This window comes from Crossiella cryophila, from assembly GCF_014204915.1.
In the GTDB taxonomy this organism is placed as follows: Bacteria; Actinomycetota; Actinomycetes; order Mycobacteriales; family Pseudonocardiaceae; genus Crossiella; species Crossiella cryophila.
This window is the reverse complement of record NZ_JACHMH010000001.1, coordinates 9900941-9918518: the sequence shown is the minus strand read 5'-3', so window position 1 is coordinate 9918518 and position 17578 is coordinate 9900941. Positions and strand designations below refer to the sequence as shown.

General features: G+C 71.0%; 28 protein-coding genes. 20 read left to right on the top strand and 8 right to left on the bottom strand.

Annotated elements, in window-relative coordinates; all coding sequences use genetic code 11:
* Window positions 1–70 precede the first annotated feature (70 nt).
* The 3 genes from HNR67_RS42755 to HNR67_RS42745 are packed head-to-tail and all read right to left on the bottom strand — an operon-like array spanning window position 71 to window position 2217.
* Window positions 71–1249: an MAB_1171c family putative transporter gene (locus HNR67_RS42755; RefSeq protein ID WP_185009669.1), complete on the bottom strand. Its 1179-nt coding sequence runs from the start codon at window positions 1247–1249 to the stop codon at window positions 71–73.
* Window position 1250: 1 nt separating this feature from the next.
* A complete protein-coding gene (locus HNR67_RS42750; protein WP_185009667.1) occupies window positions 1251–1754 on the bottom strand; it encodes an ImmA/IrrE family metallo-endopeptidase in 504 nt (167 codons plus the stop codon).
* 16 nt (window positions 1755–1770) lie between these two features.
* Window positions 1771–2217 carry an XRE family transcriptional regulator gene (locus HNR67_RS42745; RefSeq protein ID WP_185009665.1) on the bottom strand — a complete coding sequence of 149 codons (447 nt, stop codon included), beginning with the start codon at window positions 2215–2217 and terminating at the stop codon, window positions 1771–1773.
* A gap of 181 nt (window positions 2218–2398) precedes the next feature.
* Between HNR67_RS42745 and HNR67_RS42740 the strand changes: the two genes are divergently transcribed.
* From HNR67_RS42740 to HNR67_RS42710, 7 genes are all read left to right on the top strand, one after another.
* On the top strand, window positions 2399–2680 hold the full coding sequence (locus tag HNR67_RS42740) for a hypothetical protein (protein ID WP_185009663.1): 282 nt from the start codon (window positions 2399–2401) through the stop codon (window positions 2678–2680).
* Window positions 2681–3005: 325 nt separating this feature from the next.
* Window positions 3006–3302, top strand: a complete 297-nt coding sequence (locus HNR67_RS42735; RefSeq protein ID WP_185009661.1) for a hypothetical protein — start codon at window positions 3006–3008, stop codon at window positions 3300–3302.
* Window positions 3299–3556 (top strand): hypothetical protein, encoded by a 258-nt coding sequence (locus HNR67_RS42730; RefSeq protein WP_185009659.1) that lies wholly within the window; start codon window positions 3299–3301, stop codon window positions 3554–3556. The genes HNR67_RS42735 and HNR67_RS42730 overlap by 4 nt, the downstream gene beginning before the upstream one ends.
* A gap of 35 nt (window positions 3557–3591) precedes the next feature.
* Window positions 3592–3912, top strand: coding sequence for a hypothetical protein (locus HNR67_RS42725; protein WP_185009657.1), 321 nt, complete (start codon window positions 3592–3594; stop codon window positions 3910–3912).
* Window positions 3913–3969: 57 nt separating this feature from the next.
* Window positions 3970–4290 (top strand): hypothetical protein, encoded by a 321-nt coding sequence (locus tag HNR67_RS42720; protein ID WP_185009655.1) that lies wholly within the window; start codon window positions 3970–3972, stop codon window positions 4288–4290.
* A 98-nt stretch (window positions 4291–4388) separates the two neighbouring features.
* Window positions 4389–4655, top strand: a complete 267-nt coding sequence (locus tag HNR67_RS42715) for a hypothetical protein (protein ID WP_185009653.1) — start codon at window positions 4389–4391, stop codon at window positions 4653–4655.
* Between the two features lie 222 nt (window positions 4656–4877).
* Window positions 4878–5537, top strand: coding sequence for a hypothetical protein (locus HNR67_RS42710; RefSeq protein ID WP_185009652.1), 660 nt, complete (start codon window positions 4878–4880; stop codon window positions 5535–5537).
* A 58-nt stretch (window positions 5538–5595) separates the two neighbouring features.
* Here the strand turns inward: HNR67_RS42710 and HNR67_RS42705 are convergent, their stop codons facing one another.
* A complete protein-coding gene (locus tag HNR67_RS42705) occupies window positions 5596–6165 on the bottom strand; it encodes an isochorismatase family protein (RefSeq protein ID WP_185009650.1) in 570 nt (189 codons plus the stop codon).
* 12 nt (window positions 6166–6177) lie between these two features.
* Window positions 6178–7479 carry a nicotinate phosphoribosyltransferase gene (locus HNR67_RS42700; RefSeq protein WP_185009648.1) on the bottom strand — a complete coding sequence of 434 codons (1302 nt, stop codon included), beginning with the start codon at window positions 7477–7479 and terminating at the stop codon, window positions 6178–6180.
* Window positions 7480–7558: 79 nt separating this feature from the next.
* Between HNR67_RS42700 and clpS the strand changes: the two genes are divergently transcribed.
* From clpS to HNR67_RS42660, 8 genes are all read left to right on the top strand, one after another.
* A complete protein-coding gene (gene clpS / locus HNR67_RS42695; RefSeq protein ID WP_185009646.1) occupies window positions 7559–7858 on the top strand; it encodes an ATP-dependent Clp protease adapter ClpS in 300 nt (99 codons plus the stop codon).
* Entirely contained in the window at window positions 7855–8436 is a 582-nt protein-coding gene (locus tag HNR67_RS42690; protein WP_185009644.1) for a DUF2017 domain-containing protein, read from the top strand. Before clpS ends, HNR67_RS42690 begins: the two co-directional genes overlap by 4 nt.
* Window positions 8433–9458, top strand: coding sequence for a P1 family peptidase (locus HNR67_RS42685; RefSeq protein ID WP_185009642.1), 1026 nt, complete (start codon window positions 8433–8435; stop codon window positions 9456–9458). The genes HNR67_RS42690 and HNR67_RS42685 overlap by 4 nt, the downstream gene beginning before the upstream one ends.
* Window positions 9459–9465: 7 nt before the next feature.
* A complete protein-coding gene (locus tag HNR67_RS42680; protein WP_185009640.1) occupies window positions 9466–9696 on the top strand; it encodes an ATP-dependent Clp protease adaptor ClpS in 231 nt (76 codons plus the stop codon).
* Window positions 9696–10283 carry a DUF2017 family protein gene (locus tag HNR67_RS42675; RefSeq protein WP_185009637.1) on the top strand — a complete coding sequence of 196 codons (588 nt, stop codon included), beginning with the start codon at window positions 9696–9698 and terminating at the stop codon, window positions 10281–10283. Before HNR67_RS42680 ends, HNR67_RS42675 begins: the two co-directional genes overlap by 1 nt.
* 34 nt (window positions 10284–10317) lie before the next feature.
* The gene (locus HNR67_RS42670) at window positions 10318–10773 is read left to right on the top strand and encodes a M67 family metallopeptidase (protein WP_312989404.1); all 456 of its coding nucleotides are present in this window, start codon (window positions 10318–10320) and stop codon (window positions 10771–10773) included.
* Window positions 10774–10838: 65 nt separating this feature from the next.
* Entirely contained in the window at window positions 10839–11111 is a 273-nt protein-coding gene (locus tag HNR67_RS42665) for a MoaD family protein (RefSeq protein WP_185009633.1), read from the top strand.
* Window positions 11104–12054 carry a PLP-dependent cysteine synthase family protein gene (locus HNR67_RS42660; RefSeq protein ID WP_185009631.1) on the top strand — a complete coding sequence of 317 codons (951 nt, stop codon included), beginning with the start codon at window positions 11104–11106 and terminating at the stop codon, window positions 12052–12054. The genes HNR67_RS42665 and HNR67_RS42660 overlap by 8 nt, the downstream gene beginning before the upstream one ends.
* 16 nt (window positions 12055–12070) lie before the next feature.
* Here the strand turns inward: HNR67_RS42660 and HNR67_RS42655 are convergent, their stop codons facing one another.
* Entirely contained in the window at window positions 12071–12937 is an 867-nt protein-coding gene (locus HNR67_RS42655; protein ID WP_185009629.1) for an SMP-30/gluconolactonase/LRE family protein, read from the bottom strand.
* Between the two features lie 63 nt (window positions 12938–13000).
* Here HNR67_RS42655 and HNR67_RS42650 point away from each other — a divergent pair, with 63 nt between their 5' ends.
* From HNR67_RS42650 to HNR67_RS42640, 3 genes are read left to right on the top strand one after another with little or no spacing between them, the layout of a single operon-like run.
* Window positions 13001–13630: a rhomboid family intramembrane serine protease gene (locus tag HNR67_RS42650; protein WP_312989401.1), complete on the top strand. Its 630-nt coding sequence runs from the start codon at window positions 13001–13003 to the stop codon at window positions 13628–13630.
* Window positions 13631–13637: 7 nt separating this feature from the next.
* The gene (murI, locus tag HNR67_RS42645) at window positions 13638–14459 is read left to right on the top strand and encodes a glutamate racemase (protein WP_185009627.1); all 822 of its coding nucleotides are present in this window, start codon (window positions 13638–13640) and stop codon (window positions 14457–14459) included.
* 4 nt (window positions 14460–14463) lie between these two features.
* Window positions 14464–15240 carry an MBL fold metallo-hydrolase gene (locus HNR67_RS42640; protein ID WP_185009625.1) on the top strand — a complete coding sequence of 259 codons (777 nt, stop codon included), beginning with the start codon at window positions 14464–14466 and terminating at the stop codon, window positions 15238–15240.
* A gap of 3 nt (window positions 15241–15243) precedes the next feature.
* On the opposite strand, the gene HNR67_RS42635 is transcribed toward HNR67_RS42640, so the two are convergent.
* Entirely contained in the window at window positions 15244–15738 is a 495-nt protein-coding gene (locus HNR67_RS42635; RefSeq protein ID WP_185009623.1) for a DUF2231 domain-containing protein, read from the bottom strand.
* Between the two features lie 59 nt (window positions 15739–15797).
* On the opposite strand from HNR67_RS42635, the gene rph reads away from it, so the two are divergent.
* Window positions 15798–16556, top strand: coding sequence for a ribonuclease PH (gene rph / locus HNR67_RS42630; RefSeq protein WP_185009621.1), 759 nt, complete (start codon window positions 15798–15800; stop codon window positions 16554–16556).
* Complete coding sequence (gene rdgB, locus HNR67_RS42625; RefSeq protein WP_185009619.1) at window positions 16553–17152, top strand: RdgB/HAM1 family non-canonical purine NTP pyrophosphatase; 600 nt, start codon at window positions 16553–16555, stop codon at window positions 17150–17152. Before rph ends, rdgB begins: the two co-directional genes overlap by 4 nt.
* Window positions 17153–17235: 83 nt before the next feature.
* Here rdgB and HNR67_RS42620 read toward each other — a convergent pair whose 3' ends face one another.
* On the bottom strand, window positions 17236–17568 hold the full coding sequence (locus HNR67_RS42620) for a DMT family transporter (RefSeq protein WP_185009617.1): 333 nt from the start codon (window positions 17566–17568) through the stop codon (window positions 17236–17238).
* Window positions 17569–17578: the final 10 nt, after the last annotated feature.

Sequence of the window (17578 nt, the reverse complement as noted above, 5' to 3'; positions counted from 1 at the left end):
CGTGGGATCTCTTGCCCGCTGACCCTAACTCGGCGCGGACCCGGGCGAAATTGTCGGAGACCTACAAAAATCAGGCGGCTTCGGCCGTTGTGACGTAGGTCGCTCCGGCGCGGGCCCTGACCTCGGCTACAACCGGCGAGTCGGCGAAGGCGGCCGAGACCTCGGTCAGCCAGGCCGTCTCGGCCTCGATGCTGGCCGTCGACGCGGCCGTGTCCACCGCCGGTTGCGGCCAGCGCTGGCCGGTCTCCCGCACGGCCAGCGCCGCGGCCAGTTCGGCCGCGGCCAGCACCGCGGGCACCGCGGCCACCCCGTGCCGCCGGGCCGCCGCGCGCACCCAGTCCGGCACCTCCGGCGGCACCTGCGCGCGCAGGGTCAGGAAGGCGTCCCTGATCTCGATCAGCCGCCGGTACAGCGCGAACTCGATCCGCACCGGCCAGCCCGGCGGCGAGGCCAGCACGATCCCCGGCAGCGCGCGCACCAGCACCGACCACAGCGGCGTCACCGCCCGGTAGCCGCGATAGGCCGCCAGCCACCGGCGCGGCCGCTCCAGCACGCCCTGCCAGGTGGTCAGCACCGCGCCCACCACCCACAGCAGCGCCACCACCAGCCCGAGCGCGCGGGCCAGCGGCATGAACAAACCCAGTTCGGTGCGGAAGAGCACCAGCCACACCGAGGGCAGTCCGGCCGCCAGCCCCCACACCACCGTGGTCACCCCGGCCAGCCCGATCATCCGCAGACCGGTGCGGAAGGTGCCGGGCGGGCACTGCCGGGCGTGCTTGATGATCACCCTGGTGAACATCACCAGGCAGGTCACCCCGTACCCGACCAGCACCGCCTGATAGCCGGCCACGCTCGGGTAGAAGGCCAGGTCCGTGCCGCCGTTGGCGATGTACTCCGGCAGCTTCTGGGTCAGGTGCAGCATCAGCCCGGTCATCGCCAGCCAGCACAGCAGCAGCGGCCACAACCTGGTCCGCGGCTCCGGGGTCTGGGTGGAGCGGGCCAGCCGGACCAGGAAGTGCACCGCCAGCATCTGGCAGGCGTTGGACACCAGCCGTCCGGTCAGCGGGAACGGCTCGATCGCCATGATCAGCGGGGTGGTCGGATCGGCCGCGATGACCAGGCCGGCGGCCAGGCTCAGGAAGAAGCCGATCAGGTAGCGCATGCCGGGGCTGGGCGGTCCGCCCCTGCTGGCCAGCAACTTGCCCACGCTGATCAGCACCAGCAGTCCGGCACTGATGTAACTGATCACCTCAGACCCCCGGTCCGAACGCCGAACGCAGCCGTTCCAGTTCGCCGCTGACCGGCGCCGGTCGCGCCCGCCGGGCCCGGTGCATGATCAGCGAGGCCACCAGTTCGGCCTCCTGCTCCTGCTCCTGCGCGTAGCCCGTCCGGCCCAGCACCCGGCGCACCAGCTCCACCGGCAGGTTCGGCATCAGCAGCTGGGCCACCGTCTCGTGCAGTTCGCCGTCACCCGCGTGGCCGCAGAGCAAATGGCCCAGCTCGTGCAACAGGATGTGCTCCTGGTGCAGTGGCGAGGTGTCCACGGAGTAGAAGACGTAGTCCGCCCGGTCGGTGGCGGCCAGCACCCCGCACGGCGTGTTCGGCCTGGCGGCCAACGGGATCAGCTCGATCGGCCGACCCCGTTTGGCCGCCAGCGACTCGACCAGCAGCGGCACGTCGAATGGCTCTGGAATGTCCACAGTGGACACCAGCTGAGCGCAGCGCCGCCACAGCGCGTTTCGCGAGTACCGCACGTCTCTCCCCTTGGCGTCAGCGAGCACCCTCGCTTTCGCCCCGTTGCGCCTCCCTGCGTGCAATAGCATCGATGATGTCGGTGATCGTGCCAAGGCCCTCCTCGGAGAGGTTCACCGCGCGCAGTGCCACATCGCGCACCGCGCTGTTGCGTAGCGCACCGAGTATCTCCAGCTCTTTGGCGATCGCGGCCCCCTGTTCGTCGTCGAAGAAATAAGCCGGTGGCACCTGGAAGAAACCGGCCAGGGCCTCCAGGTGCCGCTTGGTCGGGTTGTCCCTGCGGCCGGTGCGCAGTTGCCAGAGGTAGGTCGCGGAGAAGGTCTCACCGGTGCTGTCCCGGCAGGCCTTCGCTACCTCTTCATGGCTGTGCTGCTCGCCGTTGGGGCGACGGATCACCTGGAAAAGGTGGTCGATCCGTTCGGCGAGCGTGCCGGCTTCTGGCTGGCGGTCCTGCTCGTCGGTCATCTGCGCCTCTGTGGGTGTGGAAGTCCGGCGGGCATCAACTGAAGTGAACGAGTTGGAGGGAACTCATCCACGTCAGTTGACAGCCCGTGTCATGCGGGTCTAACTTGTGTCCAGGCAACGTTAGCTGAGATGAATGACCAAGGGGAAGTCAGTCGACCAAGGCTGACGAGCAGGGGGAGACATGCGGAAGCTCGCAGGAGTGCTCGTGGTGGCTGCCGCGCTGGGGTTCGCCCCGGCCGCACAGGCCGCCGAGGTCGGTGGGACCTCGGCGCTCGCGGCCAGCTTCGAGGGTCGCAGCCTGGCGCAACAGCGCGAGGAGGCCATCCAGAAGGCCCAGAACAACGCTTTCCGGGCGGCGGCGGCCGGCGGCTACACCGCCTCGCGCTGCCACCTGACCCAGTACAGCGCGCAGCCGCTGCTGCCCCCGTACTGGGAGGGCCACGCGGTCGTGGCATGCATCTGAGTTGACCAGACTCCTCACGCGTTGACCCGCGTGGCCGGCTACCACAGGGGGGATGCCGGTCCTGGTCGAAACCGTGAGGACACCGCCGCCGGGGCGTGCGCCCCCCAGTCGGACGCCCCGGCGGCCCTTTCACGAACGTCTGGCCCGGCGCTGGCCGCCGTCGATCGGTGGCGTTCACGCCCCCCAGCGAAACCTGTCGGTCGGGTGCCGCCCCGGCCAGGCGTTCAGCGGGATGGCCTCCCGTGTGTGCACCGGAGGCCATCCCGGCCCTTTCTCCGTCGGCCGGTGGGGTCGGCGGTCTTGAAGAAACGCAGGGGGAACAACCATGAAGAAGTTGCTGTGTGCCGCCGTGCTGGCCACCGGCGCCGTGCTGAGCGCCGCCGCGCCTGCACTCGCCGCCGACGCCGGGACGACGTCGGTGCGGGAGACCCGCATGTTCACCGCGACCGCGCAGAACACCACCCCGGGCGGCGCCGTCGCCAGTGCGGCGAACTTCGCCTTCAGCCAGGCGGTCTCGGCCGGTTTCCAGCGTTCGCAGTGCTACCTGCACAGCTCCAGCACCAGGCCGAGCAGCGTCATCGGCCTCTGGTTCGGCACCGCGAACGTCTTCTGCCAGCGATGAACAACGGTCGCGGACGGCCTTCGCTGGTCGCGGCCTTCATCGGGAACGGGTTCGGGGAGAACCGCCGTGAAGCGCTGGCCAGGGCGCGGCAGAACGCGTTGTTCCAGGCCAGGACCGCGGGTTTCCCGTCCGAGCGGTGCGAGGTCGTGCTGAGCGGTTGCGCGGAGCCCGTGAACCGGGTGGTCGCCGGATATGTCGTGCTCGGCTGTCGTCAGTCGAGGAACTCCTTCGCCCAGCTGGGCAGGAGTGCGTGAGTCCAGAACCAGAAAAGAGACAAGCAATGGGTTCCATGGTTCGACGGGGTGTGCTGGCCGCGACCTTCGCCGGTCTGGCGATGCTGGCCCCGGTGGCGGCGCAGGCCGCACCCGCCGCCCACTCCGCTCCGGTCGCCGCGAGCGAGGCCGGCGCGCTGGAGACGCAGATCTTCAGCGGTTCGGGTTCCGCGGGCGGCTCGCCCAAGCGGGCCCTGCGGCAGGCGATGGACTACGCCCTGCACGCCGCCGCGCTGCAGGGCTACGTGGAGAGCCAGTGCGTGACCACCTACAGCCGGACCCACTCGCACGGCGCGGGCTACTTCAGCGCCAACGTGGTCATCAGCTGTACCCGCTGACGTAGGCGCGACTACGTCGGTCCGGAACGAACAGGGGAGAGACAAGCAATGGGTTCCATGGTTCGACGAGGTGTGCTGGCCGCGACCTTCGCCGGTCTGGCGATGCTGGCCCCGGTCGCGGCGCAGGCCGCACCCGCCCTCAACGCCGCCCCGGTCGCCGCGAGCGAGGCCGGCACGCTGGAGACGCAGATCTTCAGCGGTTCGGGCTCGGCCATCGGCTCGGGCAAGAAGGCGCTCAAGCAGGCGATGGACTACGCCCTGCACTCCGCCGCGCTGCAGGGCTACGTGGAGAGCCAGTGCGTGACCACCTACAGCCGGATCAACCCGCACGGGGCCGGTTACTTCACCGCCAACGTGGTGATCAGCTGCACCCGCTGAGCCGGCGGTGAACTCCCTGGGCGGTGGCTCCGGTCCGCAGCGCCGGAGCCGCCGCCCAGGGGCATCAACTGAGGTGGACGCGATTGAGGGAGAGCGCGATGCACCTGACGAGAAGATCAAGACGACCCACCACGCTGGTGGCGGCCTTCGTGGGCAACGGGTTCGGGGAGAACCGCAGGGAGGCGCTGGCCAGGGCGCGGCAGCACGCGCTGTGGCTGGCCCGCGAGGCCGGGTTCCCGCCGATGGGCTGTCAGGTCGTGCTGAGCGGCTGTGTGGAGCCCACGCCCCGGGTGGTCAGGGGATATGTGGTGCTGGGCTGCCGTCGGTTGCGGGTGCCCACCGCGGTCACCAAGGCGAGCGCGTGAGGGGACCACGCCGTAGCCACTGACCTGCGACGTTGGCAACGCTGAGTGTCCACATCGGACCTTACTCCTCGGTCGGGTTATTTGACCTTCTCGAACGGGTGGCGGAGTCCGATGTGGCTACCAATCAACCACGCGCTGTCGATGAATGAACCGTGGGCGCGACCCAGGTGGCCGACACCCGGCCACCCGGGCTCACACGGGTACAGGAAAAGGGGTGACGGCATGCACGCGAGAAGTGCGTACCGGATCGGTGTTGTGGGCGCGGCCATCGCCATGGCACTCAGCGCGGGCCTCTCGCCCGCCTATGCCGCTGATCTCGGCGACCAGGGCACCGCCGAGCTGGGCTCGGTGAACGTGCAGGGCGCGAACCCGTCCAGCTCCGGGCCGATCATCGGCTGTGATGTGGACGGGCAGAGCACGGGCACCACGCCCGGCGTGACCTACCCCGGCGTGAGCTTCGGCGCGGGCACCACGGCCTGCAACAAGGAACCCAACGGCGACGCCAACATCCTGGTCAAGGGCAACAAGTTCGAGCTGAACCTGTTCAACACGACCGAATACGGCAGGCGGCTGATCCGGGTGAAGACCTTCGAGGCGACCTGCAAGTCCACCGAGAACGGCACCCAGGCCGGGTTCAAGCTCGGCGGCTACAGCGGGTTCAGCCTGCCCAACCCGGTGCCGTCCGGGCACGTGGTGATGGTGCCGGGCAAGAACTCCACCAAGCCGCCGGTGGCCAAGATCATCGTGAACAAGTCCGAGACCGACGGTCAGGGCGCGATCTCGTTGACCGCCATGCGGATCGTGCTCGACCCGCAGGACGGCTACGGCGACATCGGCGGCACGATCAACGTGGGCGTCACCGCCTGCAAGCCGACCTGGTAGTCCGGCGCAGGGCCGGGTGTGCCGTCCCGGGTGGGAGCGGGACGGCACACCCGAACCCTTATGCCACAGTCGGTTCGCCGACCAGCTCGACCCCGGCCGCACCCAGCTGGCTGAGCGCGATCTCCACGGTCGGCCTGGCCACGCCCGCGGTCAGCTCCAGCAGCACCCTGGTCGCCAGCCCGGCCTGCCGGGCGTCCAGCGCGGTGGCCCGCACGCAGTGGTCGGTGGCGATGCCCACCACGTCCACCCGGTCCACCCCGCGCGCCCGCAGCCAGTCGGCCAGTGATTCGCCGCCGGTGCCCGCACCCTCGAAACCGGAGTAGGCCGCGGCGTAGGCGCCCTTGGAGAACACCGCCCGCACCGGGGTGACGTCCAGCTCCGGGTGGAAGGACGCGCCGGCGGTGCCGGCCACGCAGTGCACCGGCCAGGAGTCCACGAAGTCCGGCGTCTCGCTGAAATGCGGCCCGGGATCGATGTGGTAGTCCCTGGTCGCCACCACGAAGTCGTACTCCTGCTCGCGGGCGTGCCGGGAGATCGCCGCGGCCACCGCGGCCCCACCGGCGACCGCGAGCGAACCGCCCTCGCAGAAGTCGTTCTGCACGTCCACGATGATCAGCGCGTTGGCCATGTCCAGTGCCTCCTACGGCAGGAACGAGGTGCGGATGGCCGATTCGCCCTGGGACAGCGCCAGGCCCTCCCACGGCACGCTGACCAACGCCTGACGCAGCCGTTCGCGGCCGTCCTCCAGGGTGGGCAGGTCCCCGGCCCGCTGTCCAGCGCGCACCAGGGGGATCTGCAGCTCGACATCGCCGTCCAGCCGCTCCGGCTGCTCGCCCGCCAGCCGGTAGACGACCTCCTCGGTCGCGGTGCCGGTCGGCTTGTGCCGCCGCAGCGCGGCCTTCTGCCCGCCCCTGGACTCCTTGTGCGAGCTGCGCTTGGCCACCGGGCGGCCCTCGACCTCGACCAGCTTGTAGACCATGCCGGCGGTCGGCGCGCCGGAGCCGGTGACCAGCGAGGTGCCCACCCCGTAGGCGTCCACCGGCTCGGCCCGCAGCGCGGCGATGGCGTACTCGTCCAGGTCGCCGGAGACCACGATCCGGGTGGCCGGCGCGCCCAGCTCGTCCAGCTGGGTGCGGGCCTGCCGGGCCAGCACGCCCAGGTCGCCGGAGTCGATCCGCACCGCGCCCAGTTCGCTGCCCGCGACCTCGACCGCGGTCTTGATGCCCTTGGTGATGTCGTAGGTGTCCACCAGCAGGGTGGTGTGCACGCCCAGCGCCTCGACCTGGGCGCGGAAGGCGTCCTCTTCGGAGTCGTGCAGCAGGGTGAAGGCGTGCGCGCAGGTCCCGGCGGTGGGGATGCCGTAGCGGCGACCGGCCTCCAGGTTGGAGGTGGCGGTGAACCCGGCCAGGTAGGCGCACCGGGCCGCGGCCACCGCGGCCTCCTCGTGCGTGCGCCGGGTGCCCATCTCGATCAGCCCGCGCCCGTTGGCCGCCGACACCATCCGCGCCGCGGCCGAGGCCACCGCGCAGTCGTGGTTGAGGATGGACAGCGCGAGCGTCTCCAGCAGCACGCCCTCACCGAAGCCGGATGTGACGGTGAGCACAGGGGAGCCGGGGAAGTACAGCTCGCCCTCGGGGTAGCCGAGGATGTCGCCGCCGAAGCGGTAGTCGGCCAGCCAGCCGAGGGTGTCCTCGTCCACCACGCCGGAGTCCCGTAACCGGTGGATCTCGGCGTCGTTGAAGCGGAACTTCTCGATCGCGTCGAGCAGCCGTCCGATGCCCGCCACCACGCCATACCGGCGCCCGTTGGGCAGTCGGCGGGCGAACAGCTCGAACACGCAGCGCCGTTCGGCGGTGCCGTTGCGCAGCGCTCCGGCGAGCATGGTGAGTTCGTAGTGGTCGGTGAGCAACGCGGTGCTCTCCGCACGGTCCGCGGCCGTCATGTGATCACCGTAGTCCGCGTCCTCCCCGAACGGGGCTCCTTCGCTGCGCCGCTCCAGTGGCTCATGACACCATGGAGTCATGTCCATGCCCCTGGAGCTGGAGAGGACAGAGGTCGAGCCCACCAGCGACGAAACCGTCGCCGCTGACCGGCCCTGGATGACCGTGGTCTGGAACGACCCGGTGAACCTGATGTCCTACGTGACCTATGTCCTCCAGAAACTGTTCGGTTTCAGTCGCGACAAGGCGACCAAGCTGATGCTCGACGTGCACCACAAGGGGAAGGCGATCGTGTCTTCAGGGGACAAGGAGAAGTGCGAGGCCGACGTGGCCAAACTGCATGCCGCCGGCCTGTGGGCGACCATGCAGCGTGACACGTGATCGGCTGGCGCCGCGACGGCGGCCAGCTCGTCGCCGAGCTGACCCAGCAGGAGGCCGCGGTGCTGCGCGGCATGGTCAGCCAGATCAAGGAGATGCTCGAGGAGCGCGCCGATGAGGCGCCCCAGGACGAGCTGGCCCTGATCACCGGCATCCGCACCGGTCCGTCCACCCCGCCGGACAACCGAATCGTCGCCCGGCTGCTGCCCGACTTCCACCGCGGTGACGAGGACGGCGACCTGCCGCCCGCCGACGCCGACTCGGCCGCCGCGCTGCGCTCGATCTACGAGCCGCAGTTGCTGGAGGCCAAGACCGGGGTGGCCGAGGTGGTGCTGACCACCTGCCCGCGTGATGGTGGCGTGGCCGCGCTGAGCGAGGAGCAGGCCGAGGCCTGGCTGTCCGCGATCAACGACGTCCGGCTGGCCCTGGGCACCGCGCTGGACATCAGCGAGGACACCCCTGAGGAGCCGCTGGAGGGCGAGACCGACGACACCCGGTCCGCGCACATGGGCGTCTACCAATGGCTGACCTGGGTGCAGGACACGCTGATCGCCACCCTCTCCGGCGACGACGAGGAATGATCGCCGGGGTGCGCAACGCGCTCACCGACGTGCCCGGCCTGCTGGTCGGGCAGCACCACCGCCTCGGCGCGGGCTGGGCCACCGGGACCACGGTGGTGCTGGCCCCCGACGGCGCGGTGGGCGCGGTGGACGTGCGCGGCGGCGGCCCCGGCACCAGGGAGACCGACCTGCTGGACCCCTCGCACCTGGTCCAGCGGGTCAACGCGATCTGCCTCTCCGGCGGCAGTGCCTACGGCCTGGCCGCCGCGGACGGCGTGATGCGACACCTGGCGGCCGCCCACCAGGGCTTCCCGGTCGGCCCCGGCCCGGAGCAGGTGGTGCCGATCGTCCCGGCCGCGGTGCTGTTCGACCTGTGGCACAACACCTGGGGCAACCGCCCGGACGCCGAGTTCGGCGCACTGGCCTGCGCCGCGGCCACCGACGGCCCGATCGAACAGGGCACCGTCGGCGCGGGCGCGGGAGCCCAGGCGGGCTGGCTCAAGGGCGGCCTTGGCACGGCCAGCGCGGTGCTGCCCGACGGCACCACCGTGGGCGCCCTGGTCGCAGCCAACCCGCACGGCGACGTGCTCGCCCCCACCGGCCTGCCCTGGGCCACCCAGCTCGGCCTGGCCGAGGAGTTCCGCCTGCGAGCCCCTGACCAGCGCGAACTCGCCGCGGTCAGCCCGGAGTTCCCGGCCAGCAAGCTCAACACCACCATCGGCGTCATCGCCACCGACGCCACCCTGAGCAAGGCCGAATGCCGCCGCCTGGCCGTGGTCGCGCACGACGGCCTGGCCCGCGCGGTCCGCCCGGCGCACTCGATGTTCGACGGCGACACCTTCTTCGCCCTGTCCACCGCCAAGCGCGAGCTGGTCGCCGCGGACGCGATCTTCGGCGACGCGGGCCGGGCCGGCGCGCTGGACGAGCTGTGCGGGGTGGCCGCGGACGTGGTCTCCCGGGCGATCACGCACGCCGTGCTGGCGGCCACCGGGATCCCGGGATTGCCCGCTTTCCGGGACGTGTTCCCCTCGGCGCTCCTATAGTCCGCGCATGTTCCCGGTAGTCCTGCACGACGACAAGGCCACCCAGATGAGCGTGGTCGCCTACGCGCTCGCCGAGGTGTGCCGGATCGCGCCGGAGGAAGCGGTGCGACTGATGCTGCTGGTGCACAACGAGGGCAAAGCCGAGGTCGCCTGCTACACCTCGGCGGACGAGGCCGAGCGCGTGGTGGCCCAGATGCACTTCCACGGGATCGACGCGACCGTGGCGGTGACCCAGTGATGTCCGTTCCCGCGCCCACTCACGAGTGCGTCACGGTCACCGCCGAGGGCGGGGCGGCCGTGCTGGTGCTGGACGAGCACGCCGTGGTCGAGCTGGGCATCGGCCTCAACCTGCTGCGCTGGCTGATCGAGTCCAGGGAGAAGCGCTGGACCACCGCGCACAGGCCGCTGGGCCGCCCGCGCCGGTCCCGGCTGCCCGCGCGCCGCGGTCTGCACGACCTGCTGCCGGACGGCTACGACCAGGAGCCGGCGGCCGGGCGGTTCCGCGAGCACCACGAGCCGTGGCTGCGCCGGGAGATCCTGCACGCCGCCGACCGGGTCGACACCGGACTGGTCGCGGGCGTGCCGGTGCGGTTGAGCGGTGAGGAGCTGAGCCGATGGATCGCGGTGCTGTCCCAGGTCCGGCTCTGCTACCTGGGGCACCGCCGCCGTTCGGCGGCCTCCGGCCGGAACGGGCAGATCGCCGCGTTCTGCGGCCATATGCAGCATCTGCTGGTCCGGGCCGCGTTCCCGGCCATCGACGCCGCCATCGAGGCCGCCGGTCACCCGGTCTGCCTCCCGGCTGATGGACCTGCTCCCAAATCCTGAGAAGGGGTTCCCACGGTCATTTAGGATGGTCGGCGTGCTGGTGATTCGACAGGACCTCGCGGACGCGATGGTCGAACACGCCCGCCGGGACCACCCGGACGAGGCGTGTGGGGTGATCGCCGGCCCAGCCGGGTCCGACCGGCCGGAACGCTTCATCGAGATGGTCAACGCCGAGCGTTCGCCCACCTTCTACCGGTTCGACTCCGGCGAGCAGCTGCGGGTGTGGCGGGCGATGGACGCCGCGGACGAGGAGCCGGTGGTCATCTACCACTCGCACACCGCGACCGAGGCATACCCCTCGCGCACCGACATCTCCTTCGCCTCCGAGCCGGACGCGCACTACGTGCTGGTCTCCACCCGCGACCCCGAGGTGCACGAGCTGCGCTCGTACCGGATCGTGGACGGTGTGGTGACCGAGGAGCCGGTCGAGGTCGTCGAGTCCTACATGTTCGCCAACACCGGCAAGGACGACGTGCCGGACTCGCGCTGAGCCGTCGGCTCGCGATCCCGTCTGTCTGTTTTGTGTCCACAGTGGACTAAAAGGAGTTGTCAGCAATGGCCGTCACCGTCTCGATTCCCACCATCCTGCGCACGCACACCGGTGGCGAGAAGTCCGTCGAGGCCCAGGGCGCGACCCTCGCGGAGATCATCGACCACCTCGATGGCAAGTTCGGCGGGTTCAAGACGCGGCTGGTGAAGGAAGGCGTCCTGCACCGGTTCGTCAACGTCTACGTCAACGACGAGGACGTGCGCTTCGCCGGTGGCCTGGAAGCCGCGGTCAAGGATGGCGACAACGTCACCATCCTGCCCGCCGTCGCCGGTGGCTAGGTACGACTCGCTGCTGGACGCCCTCGGCGACACCCCGCTGGTGGGGTTGCCGAGGCTGTCCCCGGCGGCGGATGTGCGCCTGTGGGCGAAGCTGGAGGACCGCAACCCGACCGGCTCGATCAAGGACCGGCCCGCGCTGGCCATGATCGAGGCGGCCGAGCGGGACGGCAGCCTCACCCCCGGCGCGACGATCCTGGAGCCGACCTCCGGCAACACCGGCATCTCGCTGGCCATGGCGGCCAAGCTCAAGGGCTACCGGCTGATCTGCGTGATGCCGGAGAACACCTCCACCGAACGGCGGCAGCTGCTGCACGCCTACGGTGCGCAGATCGTGTTCTCCCCGGCCGCTGGCGGATCCAACCAGGCGGTCGCGGTGGCCAAGGAACTGGCGCAGAAGAACCCGGACTGGGTGATGCTGTACCAGTACGGCAACCCGGCCAACGCGGACGCGCACTACAAGACCACCGCGCCCGAGGTGCTGCGCGACCTGCCCACGATCACCCACTTCGTGGCGGGCCTCGGCACCACCGGCACCCTGGTCGGCGCGGGCCGGTACTTCCGGGAGCACAAGCCGGACGTGCAGATCATCGCCGCCGAACCACGCTACGGCGAGCTGGTCTACGGCCTGCGCAACCTGGACGAGGGCTTCGTGCCCGAGCTGTACGACCCCTCGGTGCTCAGCGGCCGGTTCTCGGTCGGCTCCTACGACGCGCTGCGCCGCACCCGGCAGCTGCTGGAGACCGAGGGCATCTTCGCCGGCATCTCCACCGGCGCGATCCTGCACGCCGCACTGGCCGCCGCGGACAAGGCGGTGGCGGCCGGCACCCCGGCCGACATCGTGTTCGTGATCGCCGACGCGGGCTGGAAGTACCTCTCCACCGGCGCCTACAGCGGCACCCTGGAAGAGGCCGCCGAACGCATCGACGGCCACCTCTGGGCCTAGTTGTGCCGCGGGCTGCTCAGCCGGTGAACACCGCGCTGGGCAGCCCCGAGCCGACCCCGGGCAGCACGAACAACGCGCCCGCGTCCGGCTGCGCCGCGAGCTGCTGCTCGGACAGTCCGACCCGGGCCGAGGTCACGTACAGGTCCTCGAACCTGGGCCCGCCGAAGCAGGGCGCGGTCGGGTTGGCCACCGGCATCTCGTACTCGGCGTCCAGCCGCCCGTCCGGGGTGTAGCGGCGCACCGCCCAGCCGCCCCACAGCGCCACCCACACGCAGCCCGCCGCGTCCACGCACAGCCCGTCCGGCGAACCCCGGTCCACCTCGGCCACGGTGCGCCGGTTGGTGATCTCGCCGGAATCCCGGTCGTAGTCGAAGACGTCCAGCCGCCCGGTCGGGGTGTCCACGTAGTACATGAGCTTCTCGTCCGGGCTCCAGCCGAGCCCGTTGCTGATCGTCACCGAGTCCAGCACCACCTTGGCCGCGCCGTCCCCGTTGACCCTGGCCAGCCAGCCGCCGCCGGTGGCGGTGTCGTAGCGCATGGTGCCCGCCCACAGCCGCCCCATCGGGTCCACCGCCGCGTCGTTGCCGCGCACCCCCTCGCGCGCCCAGTAGACCAGCCAGTTCCGCCCGACCCCGTCCGCGTCCAGCAACGCGATGCCCTCGGCCAGGTTCAGCACCAGCCCGCCCTGGGACCGCGGCTTGGCCGCCCCCACGTGCTGCGGCACCTCCAGCGACTCGTTGCTCCCGGTCCTGGGGTCGTACCGGTGCACCCGCTGCCCCAGGATGTCCACCCACAGCAACGTCTCGGAGCCCGCGTCCCAGGTGGGGCCCTCGCCCAGCTCAGCGGGGCCCGCCACCGCGATCTCGGCGTGTCGATCAGCCATGACGGCACCATATCCGGGGAAACCCCGAGGTGAGCACCGTCTGTGGCCAGTAGCCTCGAAGACGTGCAGCCGCTACCCGTGCCCACGCCTCCGCGTGATGACTCCGGCCGGATCTTCCCGGCGCAGCCCAAGCAGGCTGCCATCGTCATCCTCGGCTTCGCCGCCCTGCTGTACCTGCTGGAGCTGATCGACGCCATCTTCGGGCACGCGCTGGACCTCGGCGGCATCGTGCCGCGCGAGTGGTCCGGGCTGGACGGCGTGCTGTGGGCCCCGCTGCTGCACCTGGGCTGGGACCACCTGGCCGCGAACACGGTGCCGTTGCTGGTGCTCGGTTTCCTCTGCTTCGCCGGTGGGCTGCGGCAGTTCGTCGCGGTCACCGCCACCGTCTGGATCGTGGGCGGGCTGGGCACCTGGCTGACCGGCGAGTCCGGCTCGATCCACCTCGGCGCGTCCGGGCTGATCTTCGGCTGGCTGACCTTCCTGCTGGTGCGCGGCATCTTCGTGCGCCGGGCGCTGCCGATCCTGCTGGCCGTGGTGCTGTTCTTCTTCTACGGCTACCTGCTCTGGGGCGTGCTGCCCGGCACGCCGGGGGTGTCCTGGCAGGGCCACCTCTTCGGCGCGGTGGCCGGGGTGGTCGCGGGCTGGCTGTCCGGCCGGGCGAGCCGACGGCCGGCCGGGAGCGGCCTGGCATGATCAGGGCGTGAGCACCGCGCCCATCGGGATCTTCGACTCCGGCGTCGGCGGGCTGACCGTGGCCCGCGCGATGCTGGACCAGCTTCCGGCCGAGCGGCTGCGTTACGTGGGCGACACCGGGAACGGGCCCTACGGCCCGCTGACCATCGCCCAGGTGCGCGACCATTCGCTGGCCATCACCGACTCGCTGGTGGAGAGCGGGGTGAAGCTGCTGGTCATCGCGTGCAACACGGCCACAGCGGCCTGTCTGCACGACGCCCGCGAGCGCTACGACATCCCGGTGATCGAGGTGCTGCGGCCCGCGGTGCGCCGTGCGGTGGCCACCACCCGCACCGGCCGGATCGGCGTGATCGGCACCAAGGCCACCATCACCTCCCGTGCCTACGAGGACGCCTTCGCCGCCGCCCCGGACATCAGCGTGACCAGCGTGGCCTGCCCCCGGTTCGTGGACTTCGTGGAGCGCGGCATCACCTCCGGCCGCCAGGTGCTCGGGCTGGCCCAGTCCTACCTGGAACCGTTGCAGCGCGCCGAGGTGGACACCCTGGTGCTCGGCTGCACGCACTACCCGCTGCTCACCGGCGTGATCCAGCTCGCCATGGGCGACGCGGTGACGCTGGTCTCCAGCGCGGAGGAGACCGCGAAGGACGTGGTCCGGGTGCTCACCGAGTCCGATCTGCTGCGCCAGGACGACGGCGCCGAGGTCGAGCACTCCTTCACCGCAACCGGTCCGGCCGAGCCGTTCGCCAGACTGGCCCGCCGCTTCCTCGGTCCGCAGCTCGGTACCGTCATGACGGGCGCTGTTCCGAGATCGTCTCCCATGCCAGGCTGATCCGGTGCTACTGACCGTTCTCGGCTGTTCCGGCAGCCTGCCCAGCGCTGACTCGCCTGCTTCCGGATACCTGGTGGAGGCCGACGGGTTCCGCCTGCTCCTGGATCTTGGCAACGGGGTGCTCGGGGCGCTCCAGCGGCATGGCGACCCGTTCGGCCTGGACGCGCTGGTGCTCTCCCACCTGCACCCGGACCACTGCGCGGACTTCTCCGCGCTCACCGTGCTGCGCCGGTACCACCCGGACCCGCCCTATGACACCAGGGCGAGGCGGCTGCCGGTGTACGCGCCGAGCGAGGCGGCCACCCGCCTGGCCGCGGCGTACGCGCCGAGTGAGGCCGAACGCGGCGAGACCGACCTCAGCGATGTCTACGAGTTCCACCGGCTCACCCCCGGGACTGTCCACATCGGACCGTTCGAGCTGACCGTGGAACAGGTCGCGCATCCCTGTGAGGCCTTCGGTTTCCGGCTCACCACCGACGGCCGCACGCTGGCCTACACCGGCGACTCCGGCCCGTGTGAGGCCCTGCGCAAGCTGGCCGAGTCGGCCGATCTGCTGCTGGCCGAGGCCTGCTGGCCGCACGAGCCCGAGGCCCACCCGCCCGACCTGCACCTGTCCGGACTGGAGGCCGGGCAGTTGGCGGCGGTGGCCGGGGTGCGCAGGCTGGTGGTCACGCACGTGCCACCGTGGGCGGACCGCCAGCAGATGGCCACCGAGGCCCGCTCGGCCTTCCCCGGCGAGGTCGACCTGGCCTTCCCCGGCGCGACCTACCAGGTCGGCTGAGCCTCAGCGGCTCGTCCCCACCCCGTTCCACACCGCGGTCGCGCCACTGTGCCCGATCCGCACCACCTGCACGGTGCTCGCGACCCCGGCCGCGGCGACCAGTACGGCGGCCGCCACCGCCACCCGCCGCCAGGTCGCGGGCGCCGTGCCGGCCTCGGCCTGCTGGTCGGCTTTCCGGCCTGCCACCAGGAACAGGACCATCAGCACGCCGAAGGCCAGCGCGTAGGGCAGCAGCTGGTTGCCCAGGTCGCTGTGCTGCTCGATCAGCGGGTTGCGCACGCCGATCGCGTGCTTCAGCTCGCGCCCGCTGAACTGGGCGACCGGGACCGAGGCCACCCCGGCCAGCGTGAGTCCGAGCACCGGCCAGCCGAACCGGCGCCGCCAGGCAGGCCGGATCGCGATCAGCAGGGCGCCCAGCGCGGCCAGTGGAAGCAGGACCACCACGGCATGCACTACCAAGGGGTGCAAGGGCACGCCGTCGACGGTGGTCAGGTCCATGTTCTCTCCATACGACGGCCGCTCCGGCGCGGTTCAGTGAAGTAGTTAGGCTAACCGCCGTGGTGCGCATCGATGGCAGAAACGACGAGACCCTGCGGGACATCAAGATCACCCGGGGTTACCAGGACTGGCCGGCGGGTTCGGTGCTGGTGGAGTTCGGCAAGACCCGGGTGCTCTGCGCGGCCAGCGTGTCCGAGGGGGTGCCGCGGTGGCGCTCCGGGTCCGGACTGGGCTGGGTGACCGCCGAGTACGCGATGCTGCCCTCGGCAACGCACAGCCGCAGCGACCGGGAGTCCATCAAGGGCAGGGTCGGCGGGCGCACGCACGAGATCAGCAGGCTGATCGGCCGCTCGCTGCGCACCTGCATCGACCTGTCCGCGCTTGGCGAGAACACCATCGTGATCGACTGCGATGTCATCCAGGCCGACGGCGGCACCCGCACCGCGGCGATCACCGGCGCCTACGTGGCACTGGCCGACGCGATCACCTGGCTGGGCGCGGCAGGCAAGCTGGCCGACCCGAAGCCGCTGTCCTGCCAGATCGCCGCGGTCAGCGTGGGTGTGGTGGACGGGCGGGTGCGGCTGGACCTGCCGTATGAGGAGGACTCCCGCGCCGAGGTCGACATGAACGTGGTGGCCACCGACGCGGGCACCCTGGTCGAGGTGCAGGGCACCGGCGAGGGCGCCACCTTCGCCCGCTCCACCCTGGACAAGATGCTCGACCTGGCCCTGGCCGGGGTGGCCGACCTGTGCCGCCTGCAGGCCGAGGCGCTGGAACTGCCATACCCGGGCACGCTGCCGGAGGGCAAGAAGGCATGAGGGTCCTGCTGGCCAGCCGCAACGCCAAGAAACTGGCCGAACTCCGCCGGATCGTGGCCGCCGAGCAGCTCGACGGCATCGAGATCATCGGCCTGGACGAGGTCCCTGACTTCCCGGAGGCCCCCGAGACCGGCGCGACCTTCGAGGACAACGCCGTGGCCAAGGCCGTGGACGCGGCAGCCGCGACCGGCCTGCCGTCCATCGCGGACGATTCGGGTATCGCGGTGGACGCGCTCAACGGCATGCCCGGCGTGCTCTCCGCCCGCTGGTCCGGCAAGCACGGCGACGACCAGGCCAACCTGGACCTGGTGCTGAACCAGCTCGGCGACACCCCGGACGAGCGCCGCGGCGCGGCCTTCGTCTGCGCACTGGCACTGGTCGTGCCCGGTGCGGAACCGGTGGTGCTGCGCGGGGAATGGCGGGGCACGCTGCTGCGCGCCCAGCACGGGACCAACGGCTTCGGCTACGACCCGATCTTCGTGCCCGAGGGCGAGACCCGGACCTCGGCGGAGCTGAGCCCCGCGGAGAAGGACGCCGACTCGCACCGCGGCCGCGCGATCCGCCTGCTGGTGCCGCACCTGCGCGCACTGGGCTGAGCAGTTGGGGTGGTGGGGGTGAGGCAGTCGCCCCGCCCCCACCACCTCGCCACGCCGCCCGCGGCGCCGCCCCCCACCGCGCGTCAGTGCGCGAGGCTGGTCGAGACCTGCACCACCAGCACCCCCGCCACGATCAGGCCGATCCCGGCCAGCGTGAGCCCGTTCACCGCGTCCGCGAACAGCACCTTCCCGGCCACCGCGACCAGCACGATCCCGCTGCCGGCCCAGATCGCGTAGGTGACCCCGACCGGCACGCCGAGCCGGATCACCTGCGCCTCCAGGTAGAAGGCCAGTGCGTAGCCGCAGACCAGGCCGACCGTGGGCCACAACCGGGTGAAGCCGTTGGAGTATTTGAGCATCAGAGTGGCGAAAACTTCGAAAACAATGGCAAGCGCGAGCAAAGCCCATTTGAGCATGACAATTCCC

What these genes read in the sequence shown, in the direction of transcription:
- HNR67_RS42700 (WP_185009648.1), bottom strand. Translation starts at nt 7,479, where the DNA reads ATGACGGCCGCGGACCGTGCGGAGAGCACCGCGTTGCTCACCGACCAC.
- HNR67_RS42705 (WP_185009650.1), bottom strand. Translation starts at nt 6,165, where the DNA reads ATGGCCAACGCGCTGATCATCGTGGACGTGCAGAACGACTTCTGCGAG.
- HNR67_RS42675 (WP_185009637.1), top strand. Translation starts at nt 9,696, where the DNA reads ATGTCCGTTCCCGCGCCCACTCACGAGTGCGTCACGGTCACCGCCGAG.
- HNR67_RS42655 (WP_185009629.1), bottom strand. Translation starts at nt 12,937, where the DNA reads ATGGCTGATCGACACGCCGAGATCGCGGTGGCGGGCCCCGCTGAGCTG.
- HNR67_RS42620 (WP_185009617.1), bottom strand. Translation starts at nt 17,568, where the DNA reads ATGCTCAAATGGGCTTTGCTCGCGCTTGCCATTGTTTTCGAAGTTTTC.
- HNR67_RS42685 (WP_185009642.1), top strand. Translation starts at nt 8,433, where the DNA reads ATGATCGCCGGGGTGCGCAACGCGCTCACCGACGTGCCCGGCCTGCTG.
- HNR67_RS42740 (WP_185009663.1), top strand. Translation starts at nt 2,399, where the DNA reads ATGCGGAAGCTCGCAGGAGTGCTCGTGGTGGCTGCCGCGCTGGGGTTC.
- HNR67_RS42745 (WP_185009665.1), bottom strand. Translation starts at nt 2,217, where the DNA reads ATGACCGACGAGCAGGACCGCCAGCCAGAAGCCGGCACGCTCGCCGAA.
- HNR67_RS42715 (WP_185009653.1), top strand. Translation starts at nt 4,389, where the DNA reads ATGCACCTGACGAGAAGATCAAGACGACCCACCACGCTGGTGGCGGCC.
- HNR67_RS42720 (WP_185009655.1), top strand. Translation starts at nt 3,970, where the DNA reads ATGGTTCGACGAGGTGTGCTGGCCGCGACCTTCGCCGGTCTGGCGATG.
- HNR67_RS42730 (WP_185009659.1), top strand. Translation starts at nt 3,299, where the DNA reads ATGAACAACGGTCGCGGACGGCCTTCGCTGGTCGCGGCCTTCATCGGG.
- HNR67_RS42680 (WP_185009640.1), top strand. Translation starts at nt 9,466, where the DNA reads ATGTTCCCGGTAGTCCTGCACGACGACAAGGCCACCCAGATGAGCGTG.
- HNR67_RS42635 (WP_185009623.1), bottom strand. Translation starts at nt 15,738, where the DNA reads ATGGACCTGACCACCGTCGACGGCGTGCCCTTGCACCCCTTGGTAGTG.
- rdgB (WP_185009619.1), top strand. Translation starts at nt 16,553, where the DNA reads ATGAGGGTCCTGCTGGCCAGCCGCAACGCCAAGAAACTGGCCGAACTC.
- HNR67_RS42665 (WP_185009633.1), top strand. Translation starts at nt 10,839, where the DNA reads ATGGCCGTCACCGTCTCGATTCCCACCATCCTGCGCACGCACACCGGT.
- HNR67_RS42735 (WP_185009661.1), top strand. Translation starts at nt 3,006, where the DNA reads ATGAAGAAGTTGCTGTGTGCCGCCGTGCTGGCCACCGGCGCCGTGCTG.
- clpS (WP_185009646.1), top strand. Translation starts at nt 7,559, where the DNA reads ATGTCCATGCCCCTGGAGCTGGAGAGGACAGAGGTCGAGCCCACCAGC.
- HNR67_RS42710 (WP_185009652.1), top strand. Translation starts at nt 4,878, where the DNA reads ATGCACGCGAGAAGTGCGTACCGGATCGGTGTTGTGGGCGCGGCCATC.
- HNR67_RS42725 (WP_185009657.1), top strand. Translation starts at nt 3,592, where the DNA reads ATGGTTCGACGGGGTGTGCTGGCCGCGACCTTCGCCGGTCTGGCGATG.